Genomic DNA, 26,064 nt, shown 5'->3' with positions numbered 1-26,064 from the left:
GGCGGCCGCGTACGTCGTCACCCCCAGCTATTTCGGCGCGGTCGCCGATGTTTCGTGCCCTGGCCGGGACGGCCCATGCCGTCGGCGTTCCCCTGATCGTGGACGAGGCATGGGGTGCGCACTTCGGCTTCCACCCCGGCCTCCCCGACAACGCGCTCTCCCAGGGCGCCGACCTGGTCACGTCCAGTACGCACAAGCTGGCGGGCAGCCTCACCCAATCGGCGATGCTCCATCTCGGCCACGGCCCGTTCGCCGACCGGCTGGAGCCCCTCGTGGACCGTGCCTTCCGCATGGTGCAGTCGACGAGCGCGAGTGCGCTGCTCATGGCGTCGCTCGACGTGGCGCGGGCGAGTCTTGTGACCAATCGCGAAGGCGTCGGCGCGTCGGTGGAGGCGGCGGAGAGCGCACGCCTGGTGGTCCGGAGACTCGGCCGGTACGCGATCGTCAGCGACTCCTTCGCGCTGTTCCCGGACATCGTCGCCGCCGATCCCCTGCGGATCGCCATCGACACCCGCAGCGGCGGCATATCCGGGCACGAGGCACGCCGACTCCTGGCCCGCGACCACCAGATCATGGTGGAGGTGGCGACCGATTCCGCGATCGTCGCCGTGGTGGGCGCGGGCGCCGTGCCCGACATGGGCCGCTTCATCGAAGCCCTTCACTGCCTTCCCTCCCCCCTGGTCGGCGGTGCCGAGGGCGACCGGTCCCGCCTGCGGCTGCCGGCTCCCGGTCCGGCCCGGCTCACGGCCCGCGATGCCTTTCTCAGCCCCTCCCGGGCCGTGCCGGCCTCGGACGCGATCGGCATGATCTCGGCGGACACCCTGGCGGCCTACCCCCCGGGCATCCCCAACGTGCTGCCGGGCGAGGTCTTCACGGCCGAAGTGATCGATTTCCTCCAGCGCACTGCTGCGGTTCCCAGCGGTCATGTACGCGGAGCGCTCGACCCCGCCGTCTCGCACCTTCGTGTCGTCGCCCCCGACGCACGGCTCTCGCACTGAGCCGGTCTCCCCTCCCGGTCCGACCAGTTCGACCGGCGCATCCTCGACGGCGTCGGCCAGTCCCTGATCCTGACCGTTCTATCGATGGCAGGCGGAACGCGGCACAGGAGTCCAACAGCGGAAGCGGAAAGCCCACTCTCTTCCCTCTACTGGCTCGCCACGGACAACGGAACGGGCGCCGGGAAACCTCAGGGTTTCCCGGCGCCCGTTCCGTGGGGCCGGTGGTTCAGCGGCGGTCGTCGAGGTCGGTTCCGTCCACCTCATCCGTCCCGTCGGGTCCCGCGTCATCCTGCTTGGCCTGGACCTCGGGGTCGAGGACCGTCGGGCCGCTGCCGTCGACCGAGGACAGCGGTGCGCGGTCGGAGACCTCCGTGGGGGCGGGGGGTTCGACCAGCCAGTCCGGGTTGGCCTGCTTGTCCCACCACCGCCAGGCGGCATAGGCGCCGGCCGCCAACAGGGAAATCACGGCGAGGCCCTTGAGCGCGCGGCCGGCCTTGGCCCGCCGCTTGTTCCTTCTGGTCAGCTGCTGGATCTCCTTCGGCGTGACCTGCCCGCGCAGGGCGGCCAGGGCCGCGACGCTGCGGGACGTGGCTTCCTCGGCGACGGGCTGGGCGGCGGCCACCGCGGACTCGACGCGGGGCACGGTGTACTCCGCGGCGCTCTTGGCGGCCTGGCGGGTGCGGAGCGCGGCGCGCTGAGCGGCCTCGTCGACCTTGGGCGGCACATGGGAGCGGGCCAGTTCGATATGTGGTGCGAGATAGGCGTCGTACTGGACGCGGGCCTGTTGGGCTGCTTTCGACACCTTCGGCACGAGCCGCGTACGGGCCTCGTACGCATAGTGTGCGGCCTGGTCCTTGGCCGTTTCGGCGTAGGGCGCCACCACTTCCGCGGCGTGCTGCACGCTCTCCTTCGCCGAGTCGGTTGCGGCGCGCACGCTGTCGATGCGGGTCACGGGATCCTCCTCCTTGGTGGCGGGTAGGTACTCCGCCTTTCCACCCATTTCGAGATCATGCCTGCCGGTGGCCTAAGTGGCATGTGGGGCGGGCATCCGGGTCATGAGCGACGGTCGTGAGAGACGTCCTCGGGCAATGCGGTGCAAGGGGAGCTTGCCGACGACAATGCCACGGTTCAGCTCAGTACGCGCCGGTTCGTCACGCACTTGGCCTCATTTGTTCCTGCGGGAAGCGGCAGGCGAGCGGCGTGGAATCAGGCAAGAAGGTGAGGATGTCCGTTCGCGGGTGGCGGTCGGGCTACCTGAGGGATGGTCCGTGCGAGGATCGGTGGACGTCAGCGAAGACTTACGGAAGGCAGATCGTGGCCGAGCAGCTTTACGCCACCTTGAAGACCAACCAAGGCGACATCGAGATCCGGCTTCTGCCGAACCACGCGCCCAAGACGGTCAAGAACTTCGTCGAGCTCGCCACGGGCGAGCGCGAGTGGACCCACCCCGCGACCGGCAAGAAGTCCACGGACCGGCTGTACGACGGCACCGTCTTCCACCGTGTCATCAGCGGCTTCATGATCCAGGGTGGCGACCCGCTGGGCAACGGCACCGGTGGCCCGGGCTACGAGTTCGGTGACGAGTTCCACCCGGACCTCAGCTTCAACAAGCCGTACCTGCTGGCCATGGCCAACGCCGGCCCGGGCACCAACGGCTCGCAGTTCTTCGTGACCGTCTCGCCCACCGCGTGGCTGACCGGCAAGCACACCATCTTCGGTGAGGTGGCGGACGAGGCCAGCAAGAAGGTCGTGGACGCCATCGCAGGCACCCAGACCAACGCCCGCACCGACCGTCCGGTGCAGGACGTGGTGATCGAGTCGGTCGTCGTCGAAACCCGCTGATCGCCGGTGGTCATCAAATGATCACTCTCTGATTCCATCTTCGGGAACCAACCGCCCTGCTTGTCCGTACTGCTTACATAGCGGATGAGCAGGGCGGCTTTGTGCGCGCTGCCGCTCACGAGAAACCGAGGGGACCAGGAAGTGATGGGACCGATGGACGAGCAGCCGCCCGGCACCCAGGACCAGTCCGCCGCCACCGACGGCCCGCTCGGCTGCTACCGCCATCCGGGCCGTGAGACGGGGATCCGCTGCACCCGCTGCGACCGCCCGATCTGCACCGAGTGCATGGTCAGCGCCTCGGTCGGCTTCCAGTGTCCGGACTGCGTCCGCCAGGGCTCCGGCACGGGGCACGGCCCGGCTGCCAATCAGCCGCGCACCGTCGCCGGCGGCACCATCGCGGCCGACCCCCGGCTGGTCACCAAAATCCTCCTCGCACTCAATATCGCCCTGTTCGTCGTGGTGCACGTGAAGGCGGCGCTGCTCCCGGATCTGACGCTGTTCGGCCGGGCCAGCCTCTACTACGGCGGTCCGCCGGAGGGTGTTGCGGAGGGCCAGTGGTACCGGCTGGTGACGTCGATGTTCCTGCACCAGGAGGTGTGGCACATCGCGTTCAACATGCTGGGACTGTGGTGGCTCGGCGGCCCCCTGGAGGCGGCGCTCGGCCGCGCCCGCTACCTCACGCTCTATCTGCTCTCCGGCCTGGCGGGCAGTGCTCTCACCTACTGGCTCGCCGAACCGGATCAGCCCTCGCTCGGTGCCTCCGGCGCCATCTTCGGCCTGCTGGGCGCCACCGCCGTGCTCATGCGCCGCCTGAACTACGACATGCGGCCGGTCCTCGTGCTCCTCGCGCTGAACCTGCTTTTCACCTTCAACCCCTGGGGCGGAATCGCCTGGCAGGCGCATGTCGGCGGTCTGATCGCGGGCACGGTGATCGCCATCGCCATGGTGCATGCACCGCGCGGGCGGCGTGCGCTGGTGCAGTACGGCACCAGCGTGCTGGTCCTGGCAGCAGTGGTTCTCATCGTGGTCGCCAGAACGGCCGTACTGACCTGATCACAGGCCTGGCCGCAGACCGGCCGAGGTCGCTCCTCGGGCAGTTGTCCACAGCAGGGGTGTGATCTTGTGCATTCTGTGGGAACAGCTGTGCCCCTTGTCGCTGAGCTGGGTTTTTCCAGCCCGGACAAGGGGCGTGCCGCCCCTCGATGAGGGGAGATGCAGTCACACCGGCGTCAACATCCAGGGAGTTATCCACAGATCGTCAGACCTTTTCCCCTGCCTGTGGATAACGCTGTGGGTAACTCAGGGCAAGGGTTGCAATACCGGTATCAGCTGTGGTGCCAGGTACGAGGTGGAGCTACTTCCACTGTGTGGAGACGCCGAAGCCGCCGGCGATGAAGCCGAAGCCGACAACGATGTTCCAGTTTCCGAGCGCCTGGACCGGCAGATCGCCGTCGGTCACGTAGAAAACGACGATCCAGGCCAGGCCGATCAGGAAGAACGCCAGCATCACCGGCGCCACCCAACCGCGGTTGGTCAGCTTTATGTTGGTTGCCTGCTTCGCCGGAGGCGGCGTGAAGTCGGCCTTCTTGCGGATACGTGACTTCGGCACGAGGAACTCTCCTGTCGATGCGCTGCGTGACCGCGCAGGGAACTATGGCTGGCGCCGGGGGCGCGAGGGGGAATGCTGCCTCCCCCGGGCGTCCGTTAGCGTAGTGCTTCCGCGGCGCCGAAGGAGATAAGGGTACGTTGAGCAATTCTGCCGACTCTCCCCAAGGGCCGGTCCGGCGCACCTTCCGGCACCCGGTCCGGGTACTCACCGCTGCCGTCTTCGCCCTCGCCGGGCTGATCTTCGTCACGAGCGCCAACACGGCCAAGGGCACCAACATCCGCACCGACTCCTCGCTGCTTAGGCTCTCCGACCTCATCCAGCAGCGCAACGGGAAGAACGCGGCGCTCGACGACTCCAACGCGTCCCTGCGCGACGACATCGACGCCCTGGCCCAGCGCGACGACGGCAGGACGAAGGCGGAGGACGCCAGGCTCAAGGCGCTGGAGCGGGAGGCGGGCACCACCAGGCTCTCCGGCCGGGCCGTCGCCGTCACCCTCGACGACGCCCCGCCGGACGCCACCGCGAAGCCGGGCTACCCGGACCCGCAACCCAATGACCTGGTCATTCATCAGCAGGACCTGCAGGCGGTCGTCAACGCTCTCTGGCAGGGGGGCGCCCGCGGTATCCGGGTCATGGACCAGCGGCTGATCTCCACCAGTGCCGTGCGCTGCGTCGGCAACACCCTGATCCTGCAGGGCCGGGTCTACTCACCCCCGTACAAGATCACCGCGGTCGGCAACCCGGACAACCTCAAGAAGGCTCTCGACAACTCCCCGGCGATCCAGAACTACCTGCTGTACGTGAAGGCGTACGGGCTGGGCTGGAAAGTCGACGAGCGCGAGGCGGTGACTCTTCCCGGCTACTCGGGCACAGTGGATCTCCACTATGCGAAGCCGGTGAAGTAGCGAGCAGTTCCGGGGAGGCCGACCGGTGTCGGTGCGACTGATCGTCAGGACGTTCAGCGAACTGTGCATCACCGTTGGCGCCCTGATCATCCTCTTTGTGGTGTACGTGCTGTTCTGGACCGGAGTGGAGGCCGCCGGCGCGACCGAGGGGCAGATCGACGGCCTTCAGGACCGGTGGGCACGCGGGTCCGTCTCCGCACCCGCGCCGACCGTTTCGCCCTCGTCCTCACCCACCCCCACTGCGCCCGCTTCCACCGCGCCCGCGCCCGCCGCGTACGCCGACGGGAAGGCGTTCGCGATGCTGTACATCCCCCGCCTCGGGAAGGGCTGGGAGTGGCCGGTCCTGGAGAACACCGAGGCCAGAACGTTGCAGAAGGGCCTCGGTCACTACCGGGGAACCGCCTTGCTCGGTGCGACAGGCAACTTTGCCGTGGCCGGACACCGACGCACGTACGGGGATCCCTTCAAGGATTTCCCGAAGCTGCGCCCCGGCGACGCGGTGATCGTGACGGACGGCACGACATGGTTCACCTACCGCATCGACAAGAAGCCCTACCGGACCGTGCCGAGCGACATCGGCGTGATCGCCCCCGTCCCCCGCAAGTCCGGCTTCGACGGCCCCGGCCGCTATCTGACACTGACCACCTGCGACCCCGAGTGGGGCAGCAGCCACCGGCTCATCGTCTGGGCGCATCTCGACGCGACGCAGCCTGTGACCGACGGCAGACCCGCGGCTTTCCACAGCTGACCCACGCCCCTGCCCCGGCCCTTTAGTCTGGTCCCGTACCGAATGGAGGGGACAGCATGTACGGCTGGATCTGGAAGCATCTTCCGGGCAATGCGTGGGTGCGCGGGCTCATCTCGCTCGTCCTGGCACTCGCCGTCGTCTATGTGCTTTTCCAGTACGTCTTCCCGTGGGCCGAGCCGCTGCTTCCGTTCGGCGACGTGACGGTCGACGGCACGAACGGAACGGGGGCCGGCCAGTGAGCGCCCGCATCCTTGTCGTCGACAACTACGACAGTTTTGTCTTCAACCTCGTTCAGTACCTCTACCAGCTCGGCGCCCAGTGCGAAGTGCTGCGCAACGACGAGGTGACCACGGCCCACGCCCAGGACGGCTTCGACGGCGTCCTGCTCTCGCCCGGCCCCGGTACCCCCGAGCAGGCCGGCGTCTGCGTGGACATGGTGCGCCACTGTGCGGCGACCGGCGTTCCGGTCTTCGGCGTCTGCCTCGGCATGCAGTCGATGGCTGTGGCATACGGCGGTGTGGTGGACCGGGCCCCGGAGCTGCTGCACGGCAAGACGTCGCCGGTGACCCACGAGGGCAAGGGCGTCTTCGCCGGACTGCCGTCCCCGTTCACCGCGACCCGCTACCACTCGCTCGCCGCCGAACCGGACACGATCCCGCAGGAACTGGAGGTCACGGCGCGCACGGCCGACGGCATCATCATGGGCCTGCGCCACCGGGACCTGGCGGTGGAGGGCGTGCAGTTCCATCCGGAGTCGGTGCTGACCGAGTACGGCCATCTGATGCTGGCCAACTGGCTGACACAGTGCGGTGATGCGGGAGCCGTCGCGAGGTCGGTCGGGCTCGCGCCGGTGGTGGGCAAGGCCGTCGCGTGACCGCACTCCGCCCCGAGCACGACGCCGGACAGGACGGCCCGCACGAGCAACGTGCGTACGAGGCCACGGGCGCGTTCGAGGCGGCGGTCGAGCAGCTGGCGGATCCGCTGAACGATCCCCTGCCGGAGCAGCATGCCTCGCCATGGCTCCGGGCGGAAAACCCTCCCGCGGACGGGACGGACACCGGGGTGGCGCAGGACGGGCAGGCGCAGGCGCCACAAGGGGCTCAAGGGCCTCAGGGAGCCCCGCGTGAGTGGTATGACCCCGAGGGGTACGAGCGGGACTGGTACGGGCAGCAGGAGCCCGTCACGGCGTCTTCGCCCCAGCCGCTCCCCCTCAACGACGAGACGGTCGGCCTGCGGACGGCCGACACGGGGCGCATGGCCGATCGTGCGGTGACTGCGCCCGCTCCGGCACCGCGACCGGAGCCGGAGCCGCAGTACGTATCCGAGTACGCACCGGAGCCCGACGCGGACAGCGAGGCAGCTACCGGCTCCCGTCCGGAGACGGCCGAACCCGGACCGCTGACGGACCCACCCACCGGCGGCCGCGCCGAGCGCCGGCGCGCCGCCAAGGGGCGCGGCCGTCGTCGCGCCGACCCGCAGCCGGAAGCCCGGTCGGAATCGGCGGCGCCGAACGGGAGACCGCTGACGCGCGTCGAGGCGAGGCGCGCCGCCCGCGCGGCCAAGGACAGCCCCGCCGTCGTCGCCAGCCGGGTCGTCGGCGAGTTGTTCATCTCGCTCGGTGTGCTGATGCTGCTGTTCGTCACGTACCAGCTGTGGTGGACGAATGTGCGCGCCGGTCAGATCGCCGGCAACGAGACGCACAAGATCCAGGACGACTGGGCGAAGGGAGACCGCAAGCCCGGAGCGTTCGAGCCGGGGCAGGGCTTCGCCATCATCCACATTCCGAAACTGGATGTCGTCGCGCCGATCGCCGAGGGCACCAGCAAGGAGAAGGTCCTCGACCGCGGCATGGTCGGGCACTACGGCGACGGCGCGCTCCGAACGGCGATGCCGTCGGCCGCACAGGGCAACTTCGCGCTGGCCGGTCATCGCAACACGCACGGAGAACCGTTCCGCTACATCAACAGGCTGCGCGAGGGTGACCCGATCGTGGTCGAGACGCAGGATGCGTACTACACGTACGAGATGACCAGCGTCCTTCCGCAGACGTCGCCGTCCAATGTCTCGGTGATCGGACCGGTGCCACCCGGATCGGGGTTCACAAAGCCCGGCCGCTACATCACTCTGACGACCTGTACGCCCGAATTCACGAGTACATACCGGTTGATCGTCTGGGGCAAGATGGTCGACGAGCGGCCGCGCAGCAAGGGGAAGCCTGACGCGCTCGTCGGCTGAACATCATCACGACAGGGGACGGGTGCGGTGGCAGCGAGGACCCAGCAGCAGGAAGAACAGACCGAAGAGTCCGCGTCCCCGGTGCGGAGCAGGGACCGCCACCTCGTGGTGACTGCGGTCAGTGTCTTCGGTGAGCTGCTGATCACTGCGGGCCTGGTGCTGGGCCTGTTCGTCGTCTACTCCCTGTGGTGGACGAATGTCCTCGCCGACCGTGAGGCCGAGAAGCAGGGCCACACCGTCCGCGACCGCTGGGCCGACGGACCCGGCGCCCTCGACACCAAGGACGGCATCGGCTTCCTGCACGTACCCGCGATGAAGAACGGCGAGGTGCTGGTCAAGAAGGGCACCGACACCAAGAACCTCAACGACGGCATCGCCGGCTACTACACGGATCCGGTGAAGTCGGCTCTCCCCTGGGACAAGCAGGGCAACTTCACGCTGGCGGCGCACCGCGACGGGCACGGGGCGAAGTTCCACAACATCGACAAGGTGAAGACAGGCGACGCGGTCGTCTTCGAGACCAAGGACACCTGGTACGTCTACAAGGTCTTCAAGGAGCTTCCCGAGACGTCGAAGTACAACGTCAAGGTCCTCCAGCCGGTCCCGAAGGAAGCGGGCGTGAAGAAGCCCGGCCGCTACATCACGCTGACGACGTGCACGCCGGTCTACACGTCGAGGTACCGCTACATCGTGTGGGGCGAGCTGGTGCGCACGGAGAAGGTCGACAAGGACCGTACGAAACCGGCGGAGCTGCGTTAGCAGTTACGATGAGTCAGGCCCGAAGTCGCAACTATCCTTTGCGACTTCGGGCCTTCTGCGGTGTGGCTACTACCTGAGTACCTGAAGTTTCGCGCCCGCGCTCCAGCCTTCCAGCAGGCCGCGGTGTACGGCGGTGACGCCGACCTGTTCCGCGATGTCGAGCGCCTCGCGAGAGAACGGACAGGTCGCCACGTACACAGCCACGTCTGCCTGGTGCAGCGTCTTGGTACCGACGAACTTCTGCATCTCGCCGCTCCATACCGAGCGGTATGGAGCGAAGTTCTTGCACTGGACGACCAGCCGACGCCCGTCGGCAGTGTGCGCGGTGATGTCGGCCCCGCGGTCGCCGCTGCCGCCGTGGATCTCGACGCCGGTGCAGCCGTCGCGGCGCAGCAGGCTTGCGATGTGCTGCTCGAACTCCCGCCAGTTCATGGCGTCGATGGAGGCCATGACTCCGGCGAGGGGGCGCTGCTCCCGGGTGCGCTCCAGTCGGTGCAGACGCTGCTCGTGCTGGGCCAGCTTGCGCTGTACGCGGTGGATGTCCGCGCGCGCCGAGATGAGATCCCGGCGCTGCTCGCCCGACGTCTCGATGAGGGCGTTGAGCATGGGGACGACGGTCTTGCCGAGGATGTGGGCGATGCGCCCGTCGATGCGGTCGTTGAGGTCTGCGGAGGGATTGTGGACAAAGTTATCCACAGGCTGAGTCCGTGCGGCGTACTCCGTGTCGAGGAGGTACGTACGCACCTGACGTGCGACTTCGCTGTCGCGGAGCAGCATGGCTACGTTGAGGATTGAGCGCCGGCTGAAGATGGCGAGGGTGGGTGTGCGTGACTTGATCCCACTGAGTTCCTTAAAGGAGCTCAGTTCTGTACCTGTCAAAACGCGATAGCCGTTGGCTGTCAGCTCCTCTCGATGATCGAAGATCAGGGACCGGATGGCCTTGATCCCCACCCCGAAATACGTGGCGACCATTGCCGCCTCATTGATCACGTTCATGTCCTTTCACGAATTCCGCGGTGGGCGGAACTCGGTACCCCGCCCTAACGGATCAACGAATCAGCACATATGAAGACACGATCGGTTTACGGCTGCATGTGCGGTATACCGGGCAGGAAGCATCGCGGCAGGCACAGCAAAGGGCCCCGGTCACCGTTGAGGTGCCGGGGCCCGATGAGTGGTGCGGTTCGGGGTCAGTCCTGTGAGCCGGACGGGCCGCCGAAGATGTTTCCGTTCCCGTTACCGTTGCCGCCCCCGGTAGTGAGGGTGACGACGGTGGTTGCCGGGTCGGCTTGGGTGCCCGGTGTCGGATCGCTGCTGATGACCCGGGCGTTGTCGTCCGTAGCGTTGCCGGCCGCGAACTGGATCTGGGTGAAGCCCTGCGCGGCCAGGAGCTGCTTGGCTTCGCCCACCGTCTTGAACCTGATTTCGGGGATCGGCTTGGTCGCGGGCTGCGTCGGGCCCTTGGAGACCGTCAGCACGATCTGGGTGTCCAGCGGCTTCTTGCCGTCCGTCGGCGCCGGGGTCTGGTCGATGACCTCACCCGCGGGCTTCTCCGAGTCGAGGTCTTTTCGTGAGACATTCTCGAAGCCGACTTGGTTGAGCTGGGCCACCGCGGCGTCGTACTGCTTGGTCCTGACGTCAGGGACGTTCTGGGTGGCCTGCTTGGCGACCGTGATCTCGACCTCGGACTCCTGCTCGGCCTTCGTGCCGCCCTTGGGGTTCTGGTCGAGTACGGTGTCGGGTTCCGCATCGGCGGACTCGGACGTGACGACCCGCACCGTGAAGCCCTCCTCCTCCAGGATCTTGCGGGCGTTGTCCTCGGACTTCTCCGTGACGTCCGGGACCTTGACCTTCGGCGCACCGGTGGAGACGACGACCGTGACGGTCTCGTTCTCCTGCATCTGGCCGTCCTTGGGGGTCTGGCTGCAGATCTTGTTCTTGGGCTGGTTGTCGCAGGGTTCCCGCGAGCCGACCTTGAGAAGGACGCCTGCGTTCTTTGCCAGATCCTCCGCCTCGCCCACGGTCGACCCGACCATGTTCGGCACGTCGACCTTGCCGTTGTCGCCGTTGTCGCCGCCGAAGACGGCTTTGCCGATCAGGATCGCGCCGATCAGCACCAGAATGCCCGCGGCGATCAGCAGGATCGTCGAGGTGTTGCTCTTCTTCTGACGCCGGCGGTCCGGGCGGTCGTCGTATCCGTAGCCGCCGTCGTCCGGGTTGACCGGAGGCAGCATGGAGGTCGGGGCGCCGTGCTGGTCGGCAGCGTGCAGTGCCGTGGTCGGCTGGTCCTGCCCGTATCCCTCGTAGCCGCTGTAGCCGGCCGCGCCCATCGCCGCGGTGGCGGCGACCGGTCGGCCGTCGAGGCAGGCCTCGATGTCGGCACGCATCTCGTCGGCCGACTGGTAGCGGTAGTCCGGGTCCTTGACCAGAGCCTTCAACACGATCGCGTCCATTTCGGGCGTGATCTCGGGGTCGAAGTTGCTGGGGGTCTGCGGCTCTTCCCGTACGTGCTGGTAGGCGACCGCGACGGGCGAGTCACCGATGAACGGCGGCCGGACCGTCAGCAGCTCGTAGAGCAGGCAGCCGGTCGAGTACAGGTCGGAACGCGCGTCGACCTGCTCGCCCTTGGCCTGCTCCGGGGAGAGGTACTGGGCGGTACCGATGACGGCCGACGTCTGGGTCATCGTCATGCCGGAGTCGCCCATGGCACGGGCGATGCCGAAGTCCATGACCTTGACCTGGCCGGTGCGTGTCAGCATGACGTTCGCCGGTTTGATGTCGCGGTGGACAATGCCCGCCCGGTGCGAGTACTCCAGAGCCTGGAGGATCCCGACCGTCATTTCGAGGGTGCGCTCGGGCAGCAGTTTGCGGCCGGAGTGCAGAAGCTCTCTGAGCGTCGACCCGTCGACGTACTCCATCACGATGTACGGGATGGAGACCCCGTCGACGTAGTCCTCGCCGGTGTCGTAGACGGCAACGATCGCCGGGTGGTTGAGCGAGGCGGCGGACTGGGCCTCACGGCGGAACCGGGCCTGGAAAGACGGGTCGCGGGCGAGATCGGTCCGCAGCGTCTTCACAGCGACGGTGCGGCCGAGCCGGGTGTCGTGAGCGAGGTAGACCTCGGCCATGCCACCACGGCCGAGCACCGAGCCCAGCTCGTACCGGCCGCCGAGGCGACGCGGCTCTTCCATAACTGTTCCAGCCCTCTCCGTCAGTCCCGACCGCACCGGTGTGTGGTCCGGCGGTGTGGTGCTCGCGCATACGCTACCGGCCACGCACTACCTGATCGGCCCAGAGCCGTCACCTGATATCTGACCGGTATCCCAATGTGCAGATATGGCGTCCCATGTGATGGGCGTCACCTCCTGCTGTCGATGACCGCCTTCATCACATCCCGAGCGATCGGAGCGGCGAGTCCGCCACCGGAGACGTCGTCCCTGTTGGCCTGGCTGTCCTCGACCACTACGGCCACGGCGACCGGGGAGCCGCTGTCGGTCTTCGCGTACGAGATGAACCAGGCGTACGGCTTCTCGCTGTTGTTCAGACCGTGCTGGGCGGTACCGGTCTTGCCGCCGACAGTGACGCCGTCGATGAGGGCGTTGGTTCCCGTACCGCTCTTGACGACGGTCTCCATCATCTGCTGGAGCTTCTGCGCGTTCTCACCCGAGAGGGGCTGGCTGAGCTGTTCCTTCTCGTGGGTGTAGATGACGTCGAGGTTGGGCGCCTGCCGCTCGGCGACCATGTACGGCTGCATGAGCTTGCCGTCGTTGGCGACCGCGGCGGCGACCATGGCCATCTGCAGCGGGGTGGCGCGGTTGGACGCCTGGCCGATACCGGCCATGGCGTTCTGCGGCCGGTTGTCCTTCGGGTAGATGCTGGCGTCGGCGCGGACCGGGGTGAAGATTTCCTTGTTGAAGCCGAACTTGGCGGCCTCGTCCATCATCTTCTGGTTGCCCAGGTCGTCGCTGATCTTGCCGAAGACGGTGTTGCAGGACATACGCAGCGCTTCCCGGAGCGAGGCGTCCTCGCACGGGATGTTGCCCTCGTTGACGAGGTTGTCGCTGGACTGAGGGAGCCGGTAGGGCAGCGGGGAGTCCGTTTTGCCGTCGATGTCGGTGTAGAGGCCGTTCTCCAGGGCCGCGGCGGCGGTGACGACCTTGAAGGTCGAGCCGGGTGGGTAGGTCTCGCGCAATGCCCGGTTGAGCATCGGCTTGTCCTTGTCCTTCAGGAGCTTCTGCCAGGCCTTGGTGTCCGTGTTGGAGTTGCCCGCGAAAGTCGAGGGGTCGTACGAGGGGGTGCTGGCGAGAGCGAGGATGGCGCCGGTCTGCGGGTCGAGCGCGGCGACGGCACCCTTCTTGTCGCCCAGTCCCTGGAAGGCGGCCTTCTGGGCGGCTGCGTTGAGGGTGGTGACGACGTTGCCGCCCTGCTTCTTCTCGCCCGTGAACATCGACAGGGTGCGGTCGAAGAAGAGCTGGTCGTCGTTGCCGGTGAGGATGCCGTCCTCAAGGCTTTCGAGCTGCGAGGCGTCGAAGGCCTGCGACGAATAGCCGGTGACGGGCGCCCACATGGGGCCGTTCTTCCAGGCCCGCTTGTACTTGAAGTCGCTGCCTTTGGTCTCGACCGAACTGGTCACGGGGTTGCCGTCGACGATGATGTTGCCGCGCTCATGGGCGTACCGCTCGATGCGGACACGGCGGTTCTCGTCGCGCGTGTTCAGCTCGTCGGCGCGGACGTACTGCAGGTAGTTCGTCCGCACGAGCAGGGCGAGGATGAGGACGCCGCAGAAGATCGCGATCCGGCGCAGGGGCTTGTTCACGGTCGGACCACCTGGGTCATTTCGGCGTCGGAGGACGGCGCGGGGGCCGGTGCGGGGCGGCGTGCGGTGTCGCTGATCCGGATCAGGATGCCGATCAGAGCCCAGTTGGCGATCACGGACGAACCACCGGCCGCGAGGAACGGCATCGTCATACCGGTCAGCGGGATGAGCCCCATGACACCGCCGGCGACGACGAAGACCTGGATCGCGAAGGCGCCGGAGAGGCCGATCGCGAGGAGCTTGCCGAACGGGTCGCGGGCGGCGAGAGCGGTGCGCACACCGCGCTCGACGATCAGACCGTAGATCAGCAGGACGGCCATCATTCCGGCGAGGCCGAGCTCTTCGCCGACGGTGGAGAGGATGAAGTCGGCGTTGGCGGCGAAGCCGATCAGGTCGGAGTTTCCCTGACCCCAGCCGGTGCCGAGCGTGCCGCCCGACCCGAAGGACATGATGGCGTCACCGATCTGCTGGCAGGCGCCCTCGGTCGTGTAGCAGGCGAACGGGTCCATCCAGGCTTCGACGCGCTGCTGGACGTGCGACTCGAACGTGGCCACACCGACCGCCCCCGCCGCGGACATCAGGAGACCGAAGACGATCCAGCTGGTCCGTTCCGTGGCGACGTACAGCATGATCACGAACAGGCCGAAGAAGAGCAGGGACGTACCGAGGTCCGTCTCGAAGACCAGGATCAGGATCGACAGTCCCCAGATCACGAGGATCGGTCCGAGGTCACGGCCGCGGGGCAGGTACAGACCCATGAAGCGGCGGCTGGCCAGGGCCAGCGCGTCTCGTTTCACCATGAGATAGCCGGAGAAGAAGACCGCGATGATGATCTTCGCGAATTCGCCGGGCTGGATGGAGAACGGGCCGAGGCTGATCCAGATCTTGGCGCCGTTCACCGCAGGGAAGAACATCGGAAGTATCAGCAGGACCAGCGCCACCGCCATGGAGATGTACGTGTAGCGCTGCAGGATCCGGTGGTCCTTGAGCGCCAGCAGGACGGCGACGAACAGGGCGACGCCGATCGCGGAGTACATCAGCTGCTTGGGCGCGTCGGGGCTGAAGGCGCCGAACTGTGACTCGGCCCGCTGGATCAGCCGAGGCGACTGGTCCAGTCGCCAGATCAGCACCAGCCCCAGCCCGTTGAGCAGGGTCGCCAGTGGCAGCAGCAGCGGATCCGCGTACGGAGCGAACTTGCGCACCACGAGGTGGGCGACGCCGCCGAGCAGGATCAGGCCGAGTCCGTATCCGAGCATGCCGGAGGGCAGCTCGCCGTCGATGGCAAGGCCCACATTGGCGTACGCGAACACCGAGATGCCGATGGCGAAAGCCATCAGGCCCAGCTCGGTGTTGCGACGGCTCGGCGCGTCGATCGCGCCGATCGTGGTCGTATTGGTGACAACGCTCATGGTGCTGAAGGCTCCCCTACGGCTTACTGCTTACCGCACTGCGGGACCAGCTTCTTCTCTTCCTCCGAGAGGCTGGGGCCGGGAGTGGGAGTCGCTGTGGTCGGCTTGGTCTTGGTGGCGTCGGATCGGGCGGATGTCTTGGTGCCCTCCGAGCCCGTGCCGCCGGCTTCGCCCTCACCGGTGCGGGCGTTGCTCTCCGCCTCGGCCGCGCGGCGCTGCGCGTCCTTCTTGCAGGCGGATACCTGCGTCGAGAGCTCGTTGATCTTCTCGCGGGCGTCCGCCAAGTTGCCCTCGGCGATGGTCGCCTCGACCTGCTTGCGCTGGTAGGGCGGGAGGTACTTGAGTTCGATCTCGGGGTGGTCCTTCTCGACCTTCGAGAGCGAGACCCACGCGAGGTCCTGGCTGATGCCGCGGAACAGCGCGACGTGTTCGTTCTTGGCGCCCACGTAGAACTGGTTCTGGGTCCAGCGGTAACCGCCGTACACACCGCCGCCGATGACGGCCAGCGCGAGCACGATGTACAGGGACCTCTTCAGCCACTTGCGGCCGCCGCCGGGCTTGATGAAGTCGTCGTCGGTGTACGCGTCGAAGGAGCCGTCCGGCATTCCGCCGTAGCCGAGGCCGTCACCACTGCCGGGCGGGCCGAAGCCGCCCGTGGGCGGCGGGACGGGACGGCCGAGACCGGCCGCGCGTCCGGCGGGGGTCTCCATCGCGCCGCCGTCGTTCAGCTGGGCGGCCTGGTTCTCGGCGACCGCGCCGACGATGACCGGGGTGTCGTTGAGCTGCCCGGCCAGGGTGTCGTTGCTGTCGACGTCGAGGACGTCGGCGACGATGCAGGTGATGTTGTCCGGGCCGCCGCCGCGCAGGGCGAGCTGGATGAGCTCCTGGATGGTCTCCTGCGGGCCCTGGTAGCTGGCGAGGGTCTCTTCCATCGTCTGGTGCGAGACCACGCCGGAGAGGCCGTCGGAGCAGATCAAATAGCGGTCGCCGGCTCGGACTTCACGGATGGAGAGGTCGGGTTCGACGTGGTCACCGCTGCCCAGCGCGCGCATCAGCAGGGAGCGCTGCGGGTGGGTGGTCGCTTCTTCCTCGGTGATCCGGCCCTCGTCGACCAACCGCTGCACCCAGGTGTGGTCCTGAGTGATCTGGGTGAGTACGCCGTCGCGCAGCAGGTACGCGCGGGAGTCGCCGACGTGGACCAGACCGAGGCGCTGACCGGTCCAGAGCAGAGCGGTGAGCGTGGTGCCCATGCCCTCCAGCTGGGGGTCCTCCTCGACCATCATGCGCAGTTGGTCGTTGGCCCGCTGGACCGCTGTACCGAGCGACGTGAGGATGTCCGAACCGGGCACGTCGTCGTCGAGCTGGACGAGCGTGGAGATCACCTCGGAGCTGGCGACCTCACCGGCCGCCTGACCGCCCATGCCGTCGGCGATGGCGAGAAGGCGCGGACCGGCATAGCCGGAGTCCTCGTTGCCCTCCCGGATCATGCCCTTGTGCGATCCGGCGGCGAAGCGCAGGGACAGACTCATGCGCACCTCGCCCGTCGGCTCGGGGTACAGCCGGTCTCGAGCCACACTGCCCACCCTCCGGTCGGGAGCCGGGCCGGGTCCGTTGCCCGGACGGCCGCGGCTCGCTCGCTCCGCTCGCTCATTGTCGTACTACTTCCGCAGCTCGATGACGGTCTTGCCGATCCGGATCGGCGCGCCCAGCGGAACAGGCGTCGGGGTGGTGAGACGGGTCCGGTCGAGATACGTGCCGTTGGTGGACCCGAGATCCTCGACGATCCACTGGCCGTCACGGTCGGGGTAGATCCTGGCATGCCTGCTTGACGCGTAGTCGTCGTCCAGCACGATCGTTGAATCGTGGGCCCGTCCCAGGGTGATGGTCTGCCCCTGGAGCGCCACCGTGGTCCCGGTGAGGGTGCCCTCGGAGACGACCAGCTTTGTGGGTGCCCCCCGGCGCTGGCGGCCGGGCTGCTGGCGTTGCTGCGGCGGTGCCGCGGCGGATTGGCGTGCCTGTTGCGGACGTGCGTCGCTCGCAGTGCGGCGTGAGCCACGCTGCGTGACGCGCGTTCCGAACAGGTCGCTGCGGATGACCTGGACGGCCACGATCACGAACAGCCACAGAACAGCCAGGAAACCTAGCCGCATGACCGTCAGGGTCAGCTCTGACATTGCCCCCGCTTCACCCTTCGGCTTGCCGGTAAACGATGGTGGTGCTGCCCACGACGATCCGCGAGCCGTCGCGGAGCGTAGCGCGGGTTGTGTGCTGCCCGTCTACCACGATGCCGTTGGTAGACCCGAGATCCTGGATCGTCGAGGGCGTTCCGGTCCGGATCTCACAGTGCCGGCGGGATACGCCGGGGTCGTCGATCCGCACGTCGGCTTCGGTGCTGCGTCCCAGCACCAGCGTCGGGCGGGAGATCTGATGGCGGGTGCCGTTGATCTCGATCCAGCGTCGCACCTGCGCGCTCGGCATGGGGCCGGGCGCGGCCGGCGGGCGCCGGTCGGTGGTGGTTGCTCCGGGACGGCCGCCGCCCGGCGGCGGGGCCGCGGGCATGGGCGGGACGGAGCTGGGCGGGTAGCCGTAGCCGCCTGTGGGCTGGGGGGCGGCGGACCGCCCATGGCCCGGGTGGCCGGACTGGCTCAGGTGGCCCTGAGGATCCTGCTGGCCCTGCTGCGACGAGCTCGACGCGAGGGTGCGGCTCCGTACGCGATAGAGCCCGGTGTCGAGGTCGTCGGCCTTCTCCAGGTGGACCTTGATGGGTCCCATGAAGGTGTAGCGCTGCTGCTTGGCGTAGTCCCGGACCAGGCCGGAGAGCTCGTCGCCGAGTTGGCCGGAGTACGGGCTGAGGCGCTCGTAGTCCGGGGCGCTGAGCTCGACGATGAAGTCATTGGGAACGACGGTCCGCTCGCGGTTCCAGATTGTTGCGTTGTTGTCGCACTCGCGCTGGAGGGCGCCCGCGATCTCGACCGGCTGGACCTCGGACTTGAACACCTTGGCGAAGGTGCCGTTGACCAGACCTTCGAGACGCTGCTCGAAACGCTTCATGACTCCCATGGGGCACCTCCTCCGGTGTTCTCGTTCCTGAACTGCTTACTGATCGTATCCACGCGTCGGGAAATCGGCTGGTTCCCCTTGTCTGCCCTGTGGATGAGTGTCACCTCTCACATGGATCGTAGAGGTGGCCTCCTGACAGTGTCCCGCACCCAGGGTGCACTGAGGAGGAGTGGGGGCGGTCGTCGCGCGTTCCCGCTGTCCGTCATTCGTTCTGCGTCCGTCTGCGAAACAACGGATGTGAATCCACCCTGTCCAGCGTGCTAATCTTCCGGATGTCGCCAGGCGCTCACACCAACAGGTGAGAGAGTCTGAAAACACCACTCATGCGCGAGTGGCGGAACGGCAGACGCGCTGGCTTCAGGTGCCAGTGTCCTTAGGGACGTGGGGGTTCAAATCCCCCCTCGCGCACAAGAGAGAAGCCCCACAGGCCAACGGTCTGTGGGGCTTCTTCGTTCCCCGACGGATTCAGTGCGTTGTTTCACGTGAAACGCCCGATTCGGTGTGTTCCAGTGGGTGTACGAGCATGACGAAGGGCCGGGGCCCGCGGAGGTCGACTGCTCCGCGAGCCCCGGCCCTTCATTGCGTGGCTCAGGCCGCGAGGCGGGCGGCGAGGGCCTTGGCCTTGTCCGCGGCGTCGGTGAACGCCTTGGCGCGGGAGGCCTCGGCGAGGGGAACGAGCTCGGCCATCGCCGGCTGGGAGTGAGCCAGCGTCAGCTCCGGAACGATGAAGTCGACCTCGGCACCGAACATGCTCGTCAGCAGCTTCTCCAAGTAGTTCTGGACGAACTCGGAGTCCGCGCGCGGCGTGCCGGGGGCGTACGAACCACCGCGGCTGGCGACGACGGTGATGGGGGTGCCCGCCACGTGGCTGTCGGGGCCTGCGTTGTGGCCGACGATGATCACCTGGTCGAGCCAGGCCTTCAGGGTCGACGGAATGCTGAAGTTGTACATCGGCGCACCGATCAGGACGGCGTCCGCCGCTGCCAGTTCGGCGGCGAGCTCGCTGCGCAGCGGGTCCTCGGTGCCGGCGGCGGCCGCGGCGGCGTCCAGGTGGGGCAGCGGGTTCGCGGCGAGGTCGCGGTAGACGACCTGGCCGTCGGGGTGCTGCTCGCGCCACGTCTGGACGAAGGCGGCGGTGACCTCGCGCGATGCCGAGCCCTGGGGGAAGACGGCGGAGTCGAGGTGCAGGAGCGTGGCCATGGGGGTCTCCACGGATATCTAGGGATGGTGCCCGGCCGGATAGGGGGGGGCATCTTTTTCGTGCGTACCTAGTAATAGCATAGGCCCTTACTTTTCGTAAGTCCCGCACGGCGACGCAGTACCCTAGGTGTATGGCGGACCACAGCGAGCAGGCGTGTCGGCGGGTCGACGTGGGCATCACGCGCGTTTTCGAGCTGTTCGGGAAGCGCTGGACGGGCCCGATCGTCTCCGTGCTTATGCAGCATCCGGTGCACTTCGCCGATCTGCGGCGGGCGATCCCGGGTATCAGTGAGCGCATGCTCTCCGACCGGCTGTCCGAGCTCGGTGCGGCCGGGCTGGTGGTCCGGGAGGTCGACGAGGGGCCGCCGCTGCGGGTCTCGTACCGCTTGACGCAGGCGGGCGCCGCGATGGAGCCCGCGCTCAAGGAGCTGGCGCTCTGGTCGGAGACCTACCTCGCCGACGGCGGCGGCTGCTAGCGGCTGCAGCCTCTGTGGCTGCGGCTACGGCTGTTGGGGTGAGTCCGGGGCGGTCGTCCCGCCCGACGAGTTGTAGCGCAGCAAGTACTCCGCGAACCGGTCCAGATCGTCCGCCGTCCACTCCGCGAGGCGCTCCTGATAGGCCGCGCGGCGGCTGGCCTGCGTCGAGGCCAGGGCCAGGGTTCCGGCCTCGGTGGGATGCAGCACCTGGATGCGATGGTCCTCGGGGTCCGGGTGGCGTTCGACCAGGCCCAGTTTCTCCAGGGCGCCGATCTGCCGGCTGACCGTCGACTTGTCCAGCATGTAGTGCGCTGCCAGGTCTGTTGCGCGGCAGCCGTGCTGGTCGTCGATGTGTGCCAGCAGCGTGTACGAGACCAGGGGCAGCTCCGGATGAAGTCGGGCTGCGGCGGCGCGCGCTCGGCGTGCGAACGCGGTCAATTCCCGCTGAATGACATCCAGTGCCTCTTCGCGTTCCCGTGGGGTGCCTGTCACGGAGCTCACCTTCCTAAAATGTCAGTTGTATAGTACAACAGATAGAGGAGTTGTAAAAGCCAACCATTGGAGTCCCCGATGTCCACAGGGCCGAGTGCCGCCGCCGGCTCCACCGCAGGCGTCCTGCGTCATGTGCTGAGCCATCTCGTCACGCCGCTGCTGATGTGCATCGGTATGGGACTCGCCTACCTGGGGGCGTTCCACGCACCGGAACCGCACGACCTGCGGGTGGACGTGGTGGGGTCGGGGCCGCGGGCCCAGGTGCTCGCGCAGACGCTGCAGGACAAGGGTGACGGGGCGCTGAGCGTGCGTACCGTCGCCGATCGGGCCACTGCGATGAACCACCTCAGGACACAACAGAGCTACGGTGCCTACCTGCCGGGGAAGCACCCCGAACTGCTCGTGGCCACGGCCTCCTCGGACACCAGCGCCACGGTGGTCGAGAAGGTCTTCACGAAGGTGGCGGCCGCGAAGGGCGATCCGCTGAAGGTGACGGACACGGCGCCGACCGCGGACGGCGATCCGACCGGCCAGGGGATCTTCTTCCTGCTTGTCGCGGTGAGCATCGGGTCGTACGCATCGGTCGCGGTGATCGGTGGCGCGGGTGCGGCGCTGGCGCTGCGGATCAGGGCCGCGCTGGTCGTCGGCGCGTCGCTGGTGGTGAGTGCGATCGGAGCGGCGTTCGCGGGGCCGCTGTTCGGGCTGGTGGATCACGGGCTCGGTGGTGTCTGGGCGATGACGTGGCTCTACTCGGCGGGCATCCTGCTGGTCGGTGTCGGGCTGCACACATTCCTGAAGCGGTGGACGACGCTCGGCGTGATGGTGCTGTTCGTGATGCTCAACTTCACCAGCTCCGGCGGCATCTTCCGGCCCGAACTGCAGCCCGGGTTCTTCGGTTCGCTGCATGCCTTCTGGAACGGTGCCGGCTTCGTCGAGGGTGTGCGCAGCCATGTGTACTTCGGCGGGTACGCGCTCGGCGGACATGTGCTGGTGCTCGCGCTGTGGTTCGTGGCGGGGCTGGCCGTGATGGGCGTGGCCGGGCTGGCCGAGGCCAAGCGGCGGAGTGCCACCGCGCATGCTCCGGGTGCGGTCGGGTCCCGGCACCGGGCCGGGGCGGAGAGCCGGTCGGTGGCTGAGAGCCGTTCCGGGGTGGGGGGCCTGTCCGAGCCCGAGCGCCGGTCCGGGGCCGAGTCGGGCGAGGAGCTGGAGGAAGAGCTCGAGGAGATCGTCGGCGTCTGACCAGGACAGGGAGTTGTCCACAGGCTTCTGCCCCGGTTTTCCACAGGGGCAGACGCCTGTTGGCGGACGGCGGTACCGTCGTCGCCAGTTGATGTTGGACAAGGACGCCGGTCGAGGGCGGGGGAGGCTGCGTGCCATGGATCAGTTCGAGGCGACGATGCCGGTGCAGCGGACTGTGACGGGTCGGCCGCGCATTCCGGCTGTGCCCGGGTTCGCGCGGCGCGCGGCCGTGGCGGAGCAGAGTGCGCCGCAGTTGCCCCGAGAGGCGGGCAAGGCGTTGCGGGACCGGGTGCCCAGGGCCTCGCACGACTCCCTTGTCCTTCCGGTCGGCCGACCCGACGCGGTGCAGGCGGTCGAGGAGTCGAGCCGGGGCCGCGTTCCCGGCCTCGCGCCGATCCGGGTGGGGCGGATGGCTGCCACGCCGTTCGCGTTTCTGCGAGGTTCGGCCGGGCTGATGGCCCATGACCTGATGGGCACACCCGTGACGGGGGTGGGCGCTCAGCTCTGCGGCGATGCGCATGCGGCCAACTTCGGGCTGTACGGCGATGCGCGGGGCAGCCTGGTCATCGATCTGAACGACTTCGACGAGACCGTGTTCGGCCCGTGGGAGTGGGATCTGAAGCGGCTCGCCACGTCGATGGTGCTCGCGGGGCGCGAGGCCGGGGCGGACGAGGACACCTGCCGTCAGGGCGCGTACGACACGGTGGGTGCGTACCGGCGGACGATGCGACTGCTGGCCAAACTGCCCGCTCTCGATGCCTGGAATGCCATCGCCGACGAGGAGCTCGTCTCGCACACGGATGCGCGGGATCTGCTCGGCACGCTGGAGCGGGTCTCGCAGAAGGCCCGTAACAACACCAGTGCACGCTTCGCGGCCAAGTCCACGGAGGAGTCCGAGGACGGCGGGCGCCGCTTCGTCGACGCACCGCCGGTGCTGCGGCGGGTGCCGGATGCGGAGGCCGCTGCGGTGGCAGCGGGGCTCGGCGACTACGTGGGCACGATCTCGCCGGACCGGGTGCCGCTGCTCGCCCGGTATGCGATCCACGATGTGGCGTTCCGGGTGGTCGGCACAGGGAGCGTCGGTACCCGGTCGTACGTGGTGCTGCTGCTCGACCACCGGGGCGAGCCGCTGGTGCTGCAGGTCAAGGAGGCGCGGCCGTCCGCGCTGGCGCCGTATCTGCCGGCCGTCGGGTTCGACATGCCGGAGGTGGCGCACGAGGGACGTCGGGTGGTCCTCGGGCAGAAGCGGATGCAGGTCGTCAGCGACATTCTGCTGGGCTGGGCGACCGTGGACGGCCGGCAGTTCCAGGTGCGGCAGTTCCGGAACCGCAAGGGCAGTGTCGACCCGGTGGCCCTCACGGCCGACCAGGTCGACGACTACGGGCGGATGACGGGTGCGCTGCTGGCGCGGGCCCATGCGCACAGTGCCGACCCGCGGCTGATCGCGGGGTACTGCGGGAAGAACGACGAGCTCGACGAGGCGATGGCGGGCTTCGCGGTGACCTACGCGGACCGTACGGAGGCGGACCATGCGGAGCTGGTGCGGGCCGTCGGTTCGGGGCGAATAGCGGCCGAGCTCGGGGTGTGAGGCGCGGTTCCGCCGACCGCGCGTCCTCGGGGCGCGGGGCGGGGCCATACGCTGGACGGGTGACCCACGAAGCCGCCGGGGTGCCGACCACCCGGAACGACGATGACCGGCAGGACAACGACCGGCAGCACGAGCAGCCTGGCCGCAGGACCGACGCGGGTGCGGATGCCGACGCCGGCGGTGCTGCCGATGGTGCGCGTCCCGAGGCCCGGCTGGCGAAGGCCGTGCGGGTGGCGGAGCAGGCGCTGATCGAGTTCGAGATCGCGGTGGAGACCTTCCGGGTCGAGGTCGAGAACTTCTCCCGGCTGCACCACCAGAAGCTCGGCCCGATGTACGCCCGCCTCGACGAGCTCGATGCGCAGATCGCGGAGGCCCGGGCCGTCAGGACCGGTGACCCCGAGGACCTGCGCAAGGCGCAGGAGGCGCGGGCACTCGTGATGCCGATGCCCGGTGTCGAGGAGCTCTTCCACGACTGGATCGACTCCGATGGGCTGTCCCCCGAGGCGGCGGCAATGCTGACCGAGCAGCCGGTCCGGCCGCCCAAGCGGGTCCGGCCGACCGAGGAGGCGCGCAAGCTCTACCGCGAGCTGGCGCGCAAGGCCCACCCGGATCTGGCCCAGGACGAGAAGGAGCGGGCGCGCCGGGACGAGTTCATCACGCGCGTCAATGCCGCCTACGGGCGCGGGGACGAGGCGCTGCTGAAGGAGCTGGCGCAGGAGTGGGCTGCCGGACCGGCCACGCAGCGGGCGGAGCTCAGCGAGAGCGAGGAGCTCTACGCCCGGCTGGACTGGCTGACCCAGCGCAAGGAGCTGCTGACGGTGCTCGCCCAGGAGCTGGAGGAGAGCGCGATCGGGGCCATGCTGCGGATGGCACCCGAGGATCCGGACCGGCTGCTCGACGAGATCGCCGAGCAGCTGCTGGGTGAGGTCTCGCAGCGCGAGGCGGAGCTTGCGGGGCTGGTGCAGTAGCGTTTCTGGTGACTCTGGAGCGTGACTCCGGAGCATACGTACGAGAGAAGGCCTGACCCATGAATTTCGCTCCGCTGCCCTCGGTGGATGTCGCGGCGGTGCCGTCGGACGGCCTGGTGCTGGACGTCCGGGAGAGCGACGAGTGGGCCGCCGGGCATGTCGAAGGTGCCCTGCATATTCCGATGAGTGACTTCGTCGGCCGCTTCGGTGAGCTGACCGAAGCGGCCGAGGACGGCCGGCGCGTGCACGTGATGTGCCGGGTCGGTGGCCGGTCCGCCCAGGTCACTCAGTACCTGGTGCAGCAGGGAATCGACGCCGTGAACGTCGACGGCGGGATGCTGGCCTGGGACGGTGCCGGGCGTCCGATGGTCACCGACAGCGGCACCCCCGCCTTCGTTCTCTGACGGCCGGAGTCTCGTCCGGTCCGCCTCGTCCGGTCCCGGGCTCGTGGTTCTCAGCCGAGGGGATGAGCGGCCAGCAGGTCTCCCAGGGCTTCCTCATGTGCCGCCGCCGGGCCGAGCGAGAGTTCGATCTGCTTCGCCCAGGCGTGGAAGCGGTGCAGCGGGTAGTCGGTGTCCGCACCGAACCCGCCGTGCAGATGCTGCGCCGTCTGCACGATCCGGCGGACGCCGTCCGAGGCCCAGATCTTCGCCACGGCGATATCGCCCGCGACGGGGAGCGCGCCGGCTGTACCCGTGGAGATCCGCCAGGCCGCCTGCCAGAGGGTCACTTCCATGGCCCGCAGGTCGATGTACCGGTCGGCGGCCTGGACGGCGACGGACTGGAACGTCGCGACGGGAAATCCGAACTGCTCGCGCTTTCCCGTGTATTCGCTCGTCATGGCCAGCACGGCCTCGCCAAGTCCCAGCGCGAGCGCGCAGGTTCCGGTGGTGAGCAGGGAGCGCAGCCACTCCCAGGCTCCCGGGACGTTGATCAGCGCGCGGTCCTCGACCCGCACGCCGTCGAGCTGGACCTCGGCGAGCAACTCGCCGCTGGTGGAGACCTGTTCGGCCAGTGTGACGCCTTCGTCGGTGCGGCGTACCAGGGCCAGGACGGCGCGGCCGTCGGCTGTGTGGGCGGGTACGGCGATCCAGTCCGCGGACTGGGCCCACGGCACGCCTGACTGCACCCCGTCGAGCACCCAGGCCGAACTGTCGCTGCCGCCGTTGCTGCTGGACCGGTCGTTCTTCCCGGTGTCGTCCCGGCGGGCGGTGACGGCGAGTTCGGCCGAGTCGTGGCCGGTGCGGCCGTTGGCCCCGACGGTGAGGACCAGCTCGCCCCGGCCGACGCGGGGCAGCAGCTCGGCGGTCAGGACGGGGTCGCCATCGCGCTGGAGCGCCATCGCGACCGCGCAGGTCTCCAGCAGCGGCACCCGGGCGAGCACCTTGGCCGACTCCCGCAGGACCAGGCAGAGCGCGACCGGATCGAGCCCGGCCCCTCCGTGTTCCGCCGCCAGCGTCAGGCTCAGCAGGTCGCCTGCGGCCAGCCTGGCCCAGAGGGGGCGGTCGATGTCCTCGGCCACCGCGCCCGGGGTGAGAGCGGGGCTGGGCACTCCGTCGGGCTCGACGCCGGAGAAGACCGCCCTCGCTGCCTCTACGGCTGCCTGCTGCTCCTCGGTGAAGGTGAAGTCCACTGCCCTGGCCTCCTGCGAACCGCTGCGCTCGTACTCGGACCTGACGGGTCGTCAAGATAGAACAGGTTCTACAAGAAGGGAACAGTG

The 26,064-nt window shown here is 68.3% G+C and carries 26 protein-coding genes and 1 tRNA gene; 15 read left to right on the top strand and 12 right to left on the bottom strand.

Features of this window, described 5'->3' with window-relative positions; all coding sequences use genetic code 11:
* Positions 1-47: 47 nt before the first annotated feature.
* Positions 48-998: a hypothetical protein gene (locus ABZV38_RS01695; protein WP_356323398.1), complete on the top strand. Its 951-nt coding sequence runs from the start codon at positions 48-50 to the stop codon at positions 996-998.
* A 226-nt stretch (positions 999-1,224) separates the two neighbouring features.
* On the opposite strand, the gene ABZV38_RS01690 is transcribed toward ABZV38_RS01695, so the two are convergent.
* On the bottom strand, positions 1,225-1,950 hold the full coding sequence (locus ABZV38_RS01690; protein ID WP_356323478.1) for a DUF5324 family protein: 726 nt from the start codon (positions 1,948-1,950) through the stop codon (positions 1,225-1,227).
* A 362-nt stretch (positions 1,951-2,312) separates the two neighbouring features.
* Between ABZV38_RS01690 and ABZV38_RS01685 the strand changes: the two genes are divergently transcribed.
* Entirely contained in the window at positions 2,313-2,840 is a 528-nt protein-coding gene (locus ABZV38_RS01685) for a peptidylprolyl isomerase (protein ID WP_356323396.1), read from the top strand.
* 153 nt (positions 2,841-2,993) lie between these two features.
* A complete protein-coding gene (locus ABZV38_RS01680) occupies positions 2,994-3,893 on the top strand; it encodes a rhomboid family intramembrane serine protease (RefSeq protein ID WP_356323394.1) in 900 nt (299 codons plus the stop codon).
* A gap of 301 nt (positions 3,894-4,194) precedes the next feature.
* On the opposite strand, the gene crgA is transcribed toward ABZV38_RS01680, so the two are convergent.
* Positions 4,195-4,449 (bottom strand): cell division protein CrgA, encoded by a 255-nt coding sequence (gene crgA / locus ABZV38_RS01675; RefSeq protein WP_356323391.1) that lies wholly within the window; start codon positions 4,447-4,449, stop codon positions 4,195-4,197.
* A gap of 137 nt (positions 4,450-4,586) precedes the next feature.
* Between crgA and ABZV38_RS01670 the strand changes: the two genes are divergently transcribed.
* From ABZV38_RS01670 to ABZV38_RS01645, 6 genes are read left to right on the top strand one after another with little or no spacing between them, the layout of a single operon-like run.
* Positions 4,587-5,354: a DUF881 domain-containing protein gene (locus tag ABZV38_RS01670; protein ID WP_356323389.1), complete on the top strand. Its 768-nt coding sequence runs from the start codon at positions 4,587-4,589 to the stop codon at positions 5,352-5,354.
* A gap of 25 nt (positions 5,355-5,379) precedes the next feature.
* Complete coding sequence (locus tag ABZV38_RS01665; protein ID WP_356323387.1) at positions 5,380-6,102, top strand: class E sortase; 723 nt, start codon at positions 5,380-5,382, stop codon at positions 6,100-6,102.
* A 56-nt stretch (positions 6,103-6,158) separates the two neighbouring features.
* Positions 6,159-6,341: a hypothetical protein gene (locus tag ABZV38_RS01660; RefSeq protein ID WP_356323385.1), complete on the top strand. Its 183-nt coding sequence runs from the start codon at positions 6,159-6,161 to the stop codon at positions 6,339-6,341.
* A complete protein-coding gene (locus ABZV38_RS01655) occupies positions 6,338-6,976 on the top strand; it encodes an aminodeoxychorismate/anthranilate synthase component II (RefSeq protein ID WP_030930417.1) in 639 nt (212 codons plus the stop codon). The genes ABZV38_RS01660 and ABZV38_RS01655 overlap by 4 nt, the downstream gene beginning before the upstream one ends.
* Positions 6,973-8,337, top strand: coding sequence for a class E sortase (locus ABZV38_RS01650; protein ID WP_356323383.1), 1,365 nt, complete (start codon positions 6,973-6,975; stop codon positions 8,335-8,337). The genes ABZV38_RS01655 and ABZV38_RS01650 overlap by 4 nt, the downstream gene beginning before the upstream one ends.
* 27 nt (positions 8,338-8,364) lie before the next feature.
* On the top strand, positions 8,365-9,096 hold the full coding sequence (locus tag ABZV38_RS01645) for a class E sortase (protein ID WP_356323381.1): 732 nt from the start codon (positions 8,365-8,367) through the stop codon (positions 9,094-9,096).
* A 69-nt stretch (positions 9,097-9,165) separates the two neighbouring features.
* Here ABZV38_RS01645 and ABZV38_RS01640 read toward each other — a convergent pair whose 3' ends face one another.
* The 7 genes from ABZV38_RS01640 to ABZV38_RS01610 all read right to left on the bottom strand — a co-directional run bounded on the left by ABZV38_RS01640 (position 9,166) and on the right by ABZV38_RS01610 (position 18,381).
* A complete protein-coding gene (locus ABZV38_RS01640) occupies positions 9,166-10,092 on the bottom strand; it encodes a restriction endonuclease (RefSeq protein ID WP_356323379.1) in 927 nt (308 codons plus the stop codon).
* A gap of 194 nt (positions 10,093-10,286) precedes the next feature.
* On the bottom strand, positions 10,287-12,287 hold the full coding sequence (pknB, locus tag ABZV38_RS01635) for a Stk1 family PASTA domain-containing Ser/Thr kinase (protein ID WP_356323377.1): 2,001 nt from the start codon (positions 12,285-12,287) through the stop codon (positions 10,287-10,289).
* Between the two features lie 167 nt (positions 12,288-12,454).
* On the bottom strand, positions 12,455-13,912 hold the full coding sequence (locus ABZV38_RS01630; protein WP_356323375.1) for a penicillin-binding transpeptidase domain-containing protein: 1,458 nt from the start codon (positions 13,910-13,912) through the stop codon (positions 12,455-12,457).
* Positions 13,909-15,321: an FtsW/RodA/SpoVE family cell cycle protein gene (locus ABZV38_RS01625; RefSeq protein WP_356323372.1), complete on the bottom strand. Its 1,413-nt coding sequence runs from the start codon at positions 15,319-15,321 to the stop codon at positions 13,909-13,911. The genes ABZV38_RS01630 and ABZV38_RS01625 overlap by 4 nt, the downstream gene beginning before the upstream one ends.
* Positions 15,322-15,344: 23 nt before the next feature.
* Positions 15,345-16,850: a Stp1/IreP family PP2C-type Ser/Thr phosphatase gene (locus ABZV38_RS01620; RefSeq protein WP_356323370.1), complete on the bottom strand. Its 1,506-nt coding sequence runs from the start codon at positions 16,848-16,850 to the stop codon at positions 15,345-15,347.
* A 129-nt stretch (positions 16,851-16,979) separates the two neighbouring features.
* Complete coding sequence (locus tag ABZV38_RS01615; RefSeq protein WP_356323368.1) at positions 16,980-17,495, bottom strand: FHA domain-containing protein; 516 nt, start codon at positions 17,493-17,495, stop codon at positions 16,980-16,982.
* A gap of 10 nt (positions 17,496-17,505) precedes the next feature.
* Complete coding sequence (locus ABZV38_RS01610) at positions 17,506-18,381, bottom strand: DUF3662 and FHA domain-containing protein (RefSeq protein ID WP_356323366.1); 876 nt, start codon at positions 18,379-18,381, stop codon at positions 17,506-17,508.
* Between the two features lie 325 nt (positions 18,382-18,706).
* Here ABZV38_RS01610 and ABZV38_RS01605 point away from each other — a divergent pair.
* Positions 18,707-18,789: transfer RNA gene (locus ABZV38_RS01605), tRNA-Leu, on the top strand.
* A 180-nt stretch (positions 18,790-18,969) separates the two neighbouring features.
* On the opposite strand, the gene ABZV38_RS01600 is transcribed toward ABZV38_RS01605, so the two are convergent.
* Positions 18,970-19,581, bottom strand: a complete 612-nt coding sequence (locus ABZV38_RS01600) for an NAD(P)H-dependent oxidoreductase (RefSeq protein ID WP_356323364.1) — start codon at positions 19,579-19,581, stop codon at positions 18,970-18,972.
* A 131-nt stretch (positions 19,582-19,712) separates the two neighbouring features.
* Here ABZV38_RS01600 and ABZV38_RS01595 point away from each other — a divergent pair, with 131 nt between their 5' ends.
* A complete protein-coding gene (locus ABZV38_RS01595; RefSeq protein ID WP_356323362.1) occupies positions 19,713-20,057 on the top strand; it encodes a helix-turn-helix domain-containing protein in 345 nt (114 codons plus the stop codon).
* A gap of 24 nt (positions 20,058-20,081) precedes the next feature.
* On the opposite strand, the gene ABZV38_RS01590 is transcribed toward ABZV38_RS01595, so the two are convergent.
* Positions 20,082-20,549, bottom strand: a complete 468-nt coding sequence (locus tag ABZV38_RS01590) for a MarR family winged helix-turn-helix transcriptional regulator (RefSeq protein ID WP_356323360.1) — start codon at positions 20,547-20,549, stop codon at positions 20,082-20,084.
* Positions 20,550-20,627: 78 nt separating this feature from the next.
* Between ABZV38_RS01590 and ABZV38_RS01585 the strand changes: the two genes are divergently transcribed.
* The 4 genes from ABZV38_RS01585 to ABZV38_RS01570 all read left to right on the top strand — a co-directional run bounded on the left by ABZV38_RS01585 (position 20,628) and on the right by ABZV38_RS01570 (position 24,748).
* Complete coding sequence (locus ABZV38_RS01585) at positions 20,628-21,788, top strand: hypothetical protein (RefSeq protein WP_356323358.1); 1,161 nt, start codon at positions 20,628-20,630, stop codon at positions 21,786-21,788.
* A gap of 136 nt (positions 21,789-21,924) precedes the next feature.
* On the top strand, positions 21,925-23,376 hold the full coding sequence (locus ABZV38_RS01580; RefSeq protein ID WP_356323356.1) for a DUF2252 domain-containing protein: 1,452 nt from the start codon (positions 21,925-21,927) through the stop codon (positions 23,374-23,376).
* Positions 23,377-23,435: 59 nt separating this feature from the next.
* On the top strand, positions 23,436-24,344 hold the full coding sequence (locus tag ABZV38_RS01575) for a hypothetical protein (protein WP_356323354.1): 909 nt from the start codon (positions 23,436-23,438) through the stop codon (positions 24,342-24,344).
* Positions 24,345-24,403: 59 nt separating this feature from the next.
* Positions 24,404-24,748, top strand: a complete 345-nt coding sequence (locus ABZV38_RS01570; RefSeq protein WP_356323352.1) for a rhodanese-like domain-containing protein — start codon at positions 24,404-24,406, stop codon at positions 24,746-24,748.
* A 50-nt stretch (positions 24,749-24,798) separates the two neighbouring features.
* On the opposite strand, the gene ABZV38_RS01565 is transcribed toward ABZV38_RS01570, so the two are convergent.
* Positions 24,799-25,977, bottom strand: coding sequence for an acyl-CoA dehydrogenase family protein (locus tag ABZV38_RS01565; RefSeq protein ID WP_356323350.1), 1,179 nt, complete (start codon positions 25,975-25,977; stop codon positions 24,799-24,801).
* Positions 25,978-26,064 lie beyond the last annotated feature (87 nt).

Source organism: Streptomyces sp. NPDC005181, assembly GCF_040608395.1.
GTDB lineage: Bacteria > Actinomycetota > Actinomycetes > Streptomycetales > Streptomycetaceae > Streptomyces.
The sequence above is the reverse complement of the archived record's forward strand: the minus strand, read 5'-3'. Positions and strand labels throughout refer to the sequence as shown.

Coding starts and splice junctions, on each gene's coding strand:
- ABZV38_RS01695 (WP_356323398.1), top strand. CDS start 48: ATGTTTCGTGCCCTGGCCGGGACGGCCCATGCCGTCGGCGTTCCCCTG.
- ABZV38_RS01680 (WP_356323394.1), top strand. CDS start 2,994: ATGGACGAGCAGCCGCCCGGCACCCAGGACCAGTCCGCCGCCACCGAC.
- ABZV38_RS01660 (WP_356323385.1), top strand. CDS start 6,159: ATGTACGGCTGGATCTGGAAGCATCTTCCGGGCAATGCGTGGGTGCGC.
- ABZV38_RS01640 (WP_356323379.1), bottom strand. CDS start 10,092: ATGAACGTGATCAATGAGGCGGCAATGGTCGCCACGTATTTCGGGGTG.
- pknB (WP_356323377.1), bottom strand. CDS start 12,287: ATGGAAGAGCCGCGTCGCCTCGGCGGCCGGTACGAGCTGGGCTCGGTG.
- ABZV38_RS01625 (WP_356323372.1), bottom strand. CDS start 15,321: ATGAGCGTTGTCACCAATACGACCACGATCGGCGCGATCGACGCGCCG.
- ABZV38_RS01620 (WP_356323370.1), bottom strand. CDS start 16,850: ATGAGTCTGTCCCTGCGCTTCGCCGCCGGATCGCACAAGGGCATGATC.
- ABZV38_RS01615 (WP_356323368.1), bottom strand. CDS start 17,495: ATGTCAGAGCTGACCCTGACGGTCATGCGGCTAGGTTTCCTGGCTGTT.
- ABZV38_RS01610 (WP_356323366.1), bottom strand. CDS start 18,381: ATGGGAGTCATGAAGCGTTTCGAGCAGCGTCTCGAAGGTCTGGTCAAC.
- ABZV38_RS01600 (WP_356323364.1), bottom strand. CDS start 19,581: ATGGCCACGCTCCTGCACCTCGACTCCGCCGTCTTCCCCCAGGGCTCG.
- ABZV38_RS01595 (WP_356323362.1), top strand. CDS start 19,713: ATGGCGGACCACAGCGAGCAGGCGTGTCGGCGGGTCGACGTGGGCATC.
- ABZV38_RS01585 (WP_356323358.1), top strand. CDS start 20,628: ATGTCCACAGGGCCGAGTGCCGCCGCCGGCTCCACCGCAGGCGTCCTG.
- ABZV38_RS01580 (WP_356323356.1), top strand. CDS start 21,925: ATGGATCAGTTCGAGGCGACGATGCCGGTGCAGCGGACTGTGACGGGT.
- ABZV38_RS01570 (WP_356323352.1), top strand. CDS start 24,404: ATGAATTTCGCTCCGCTGCCCTCGGTGGATGTCGCGGCGGTGCCGTCG.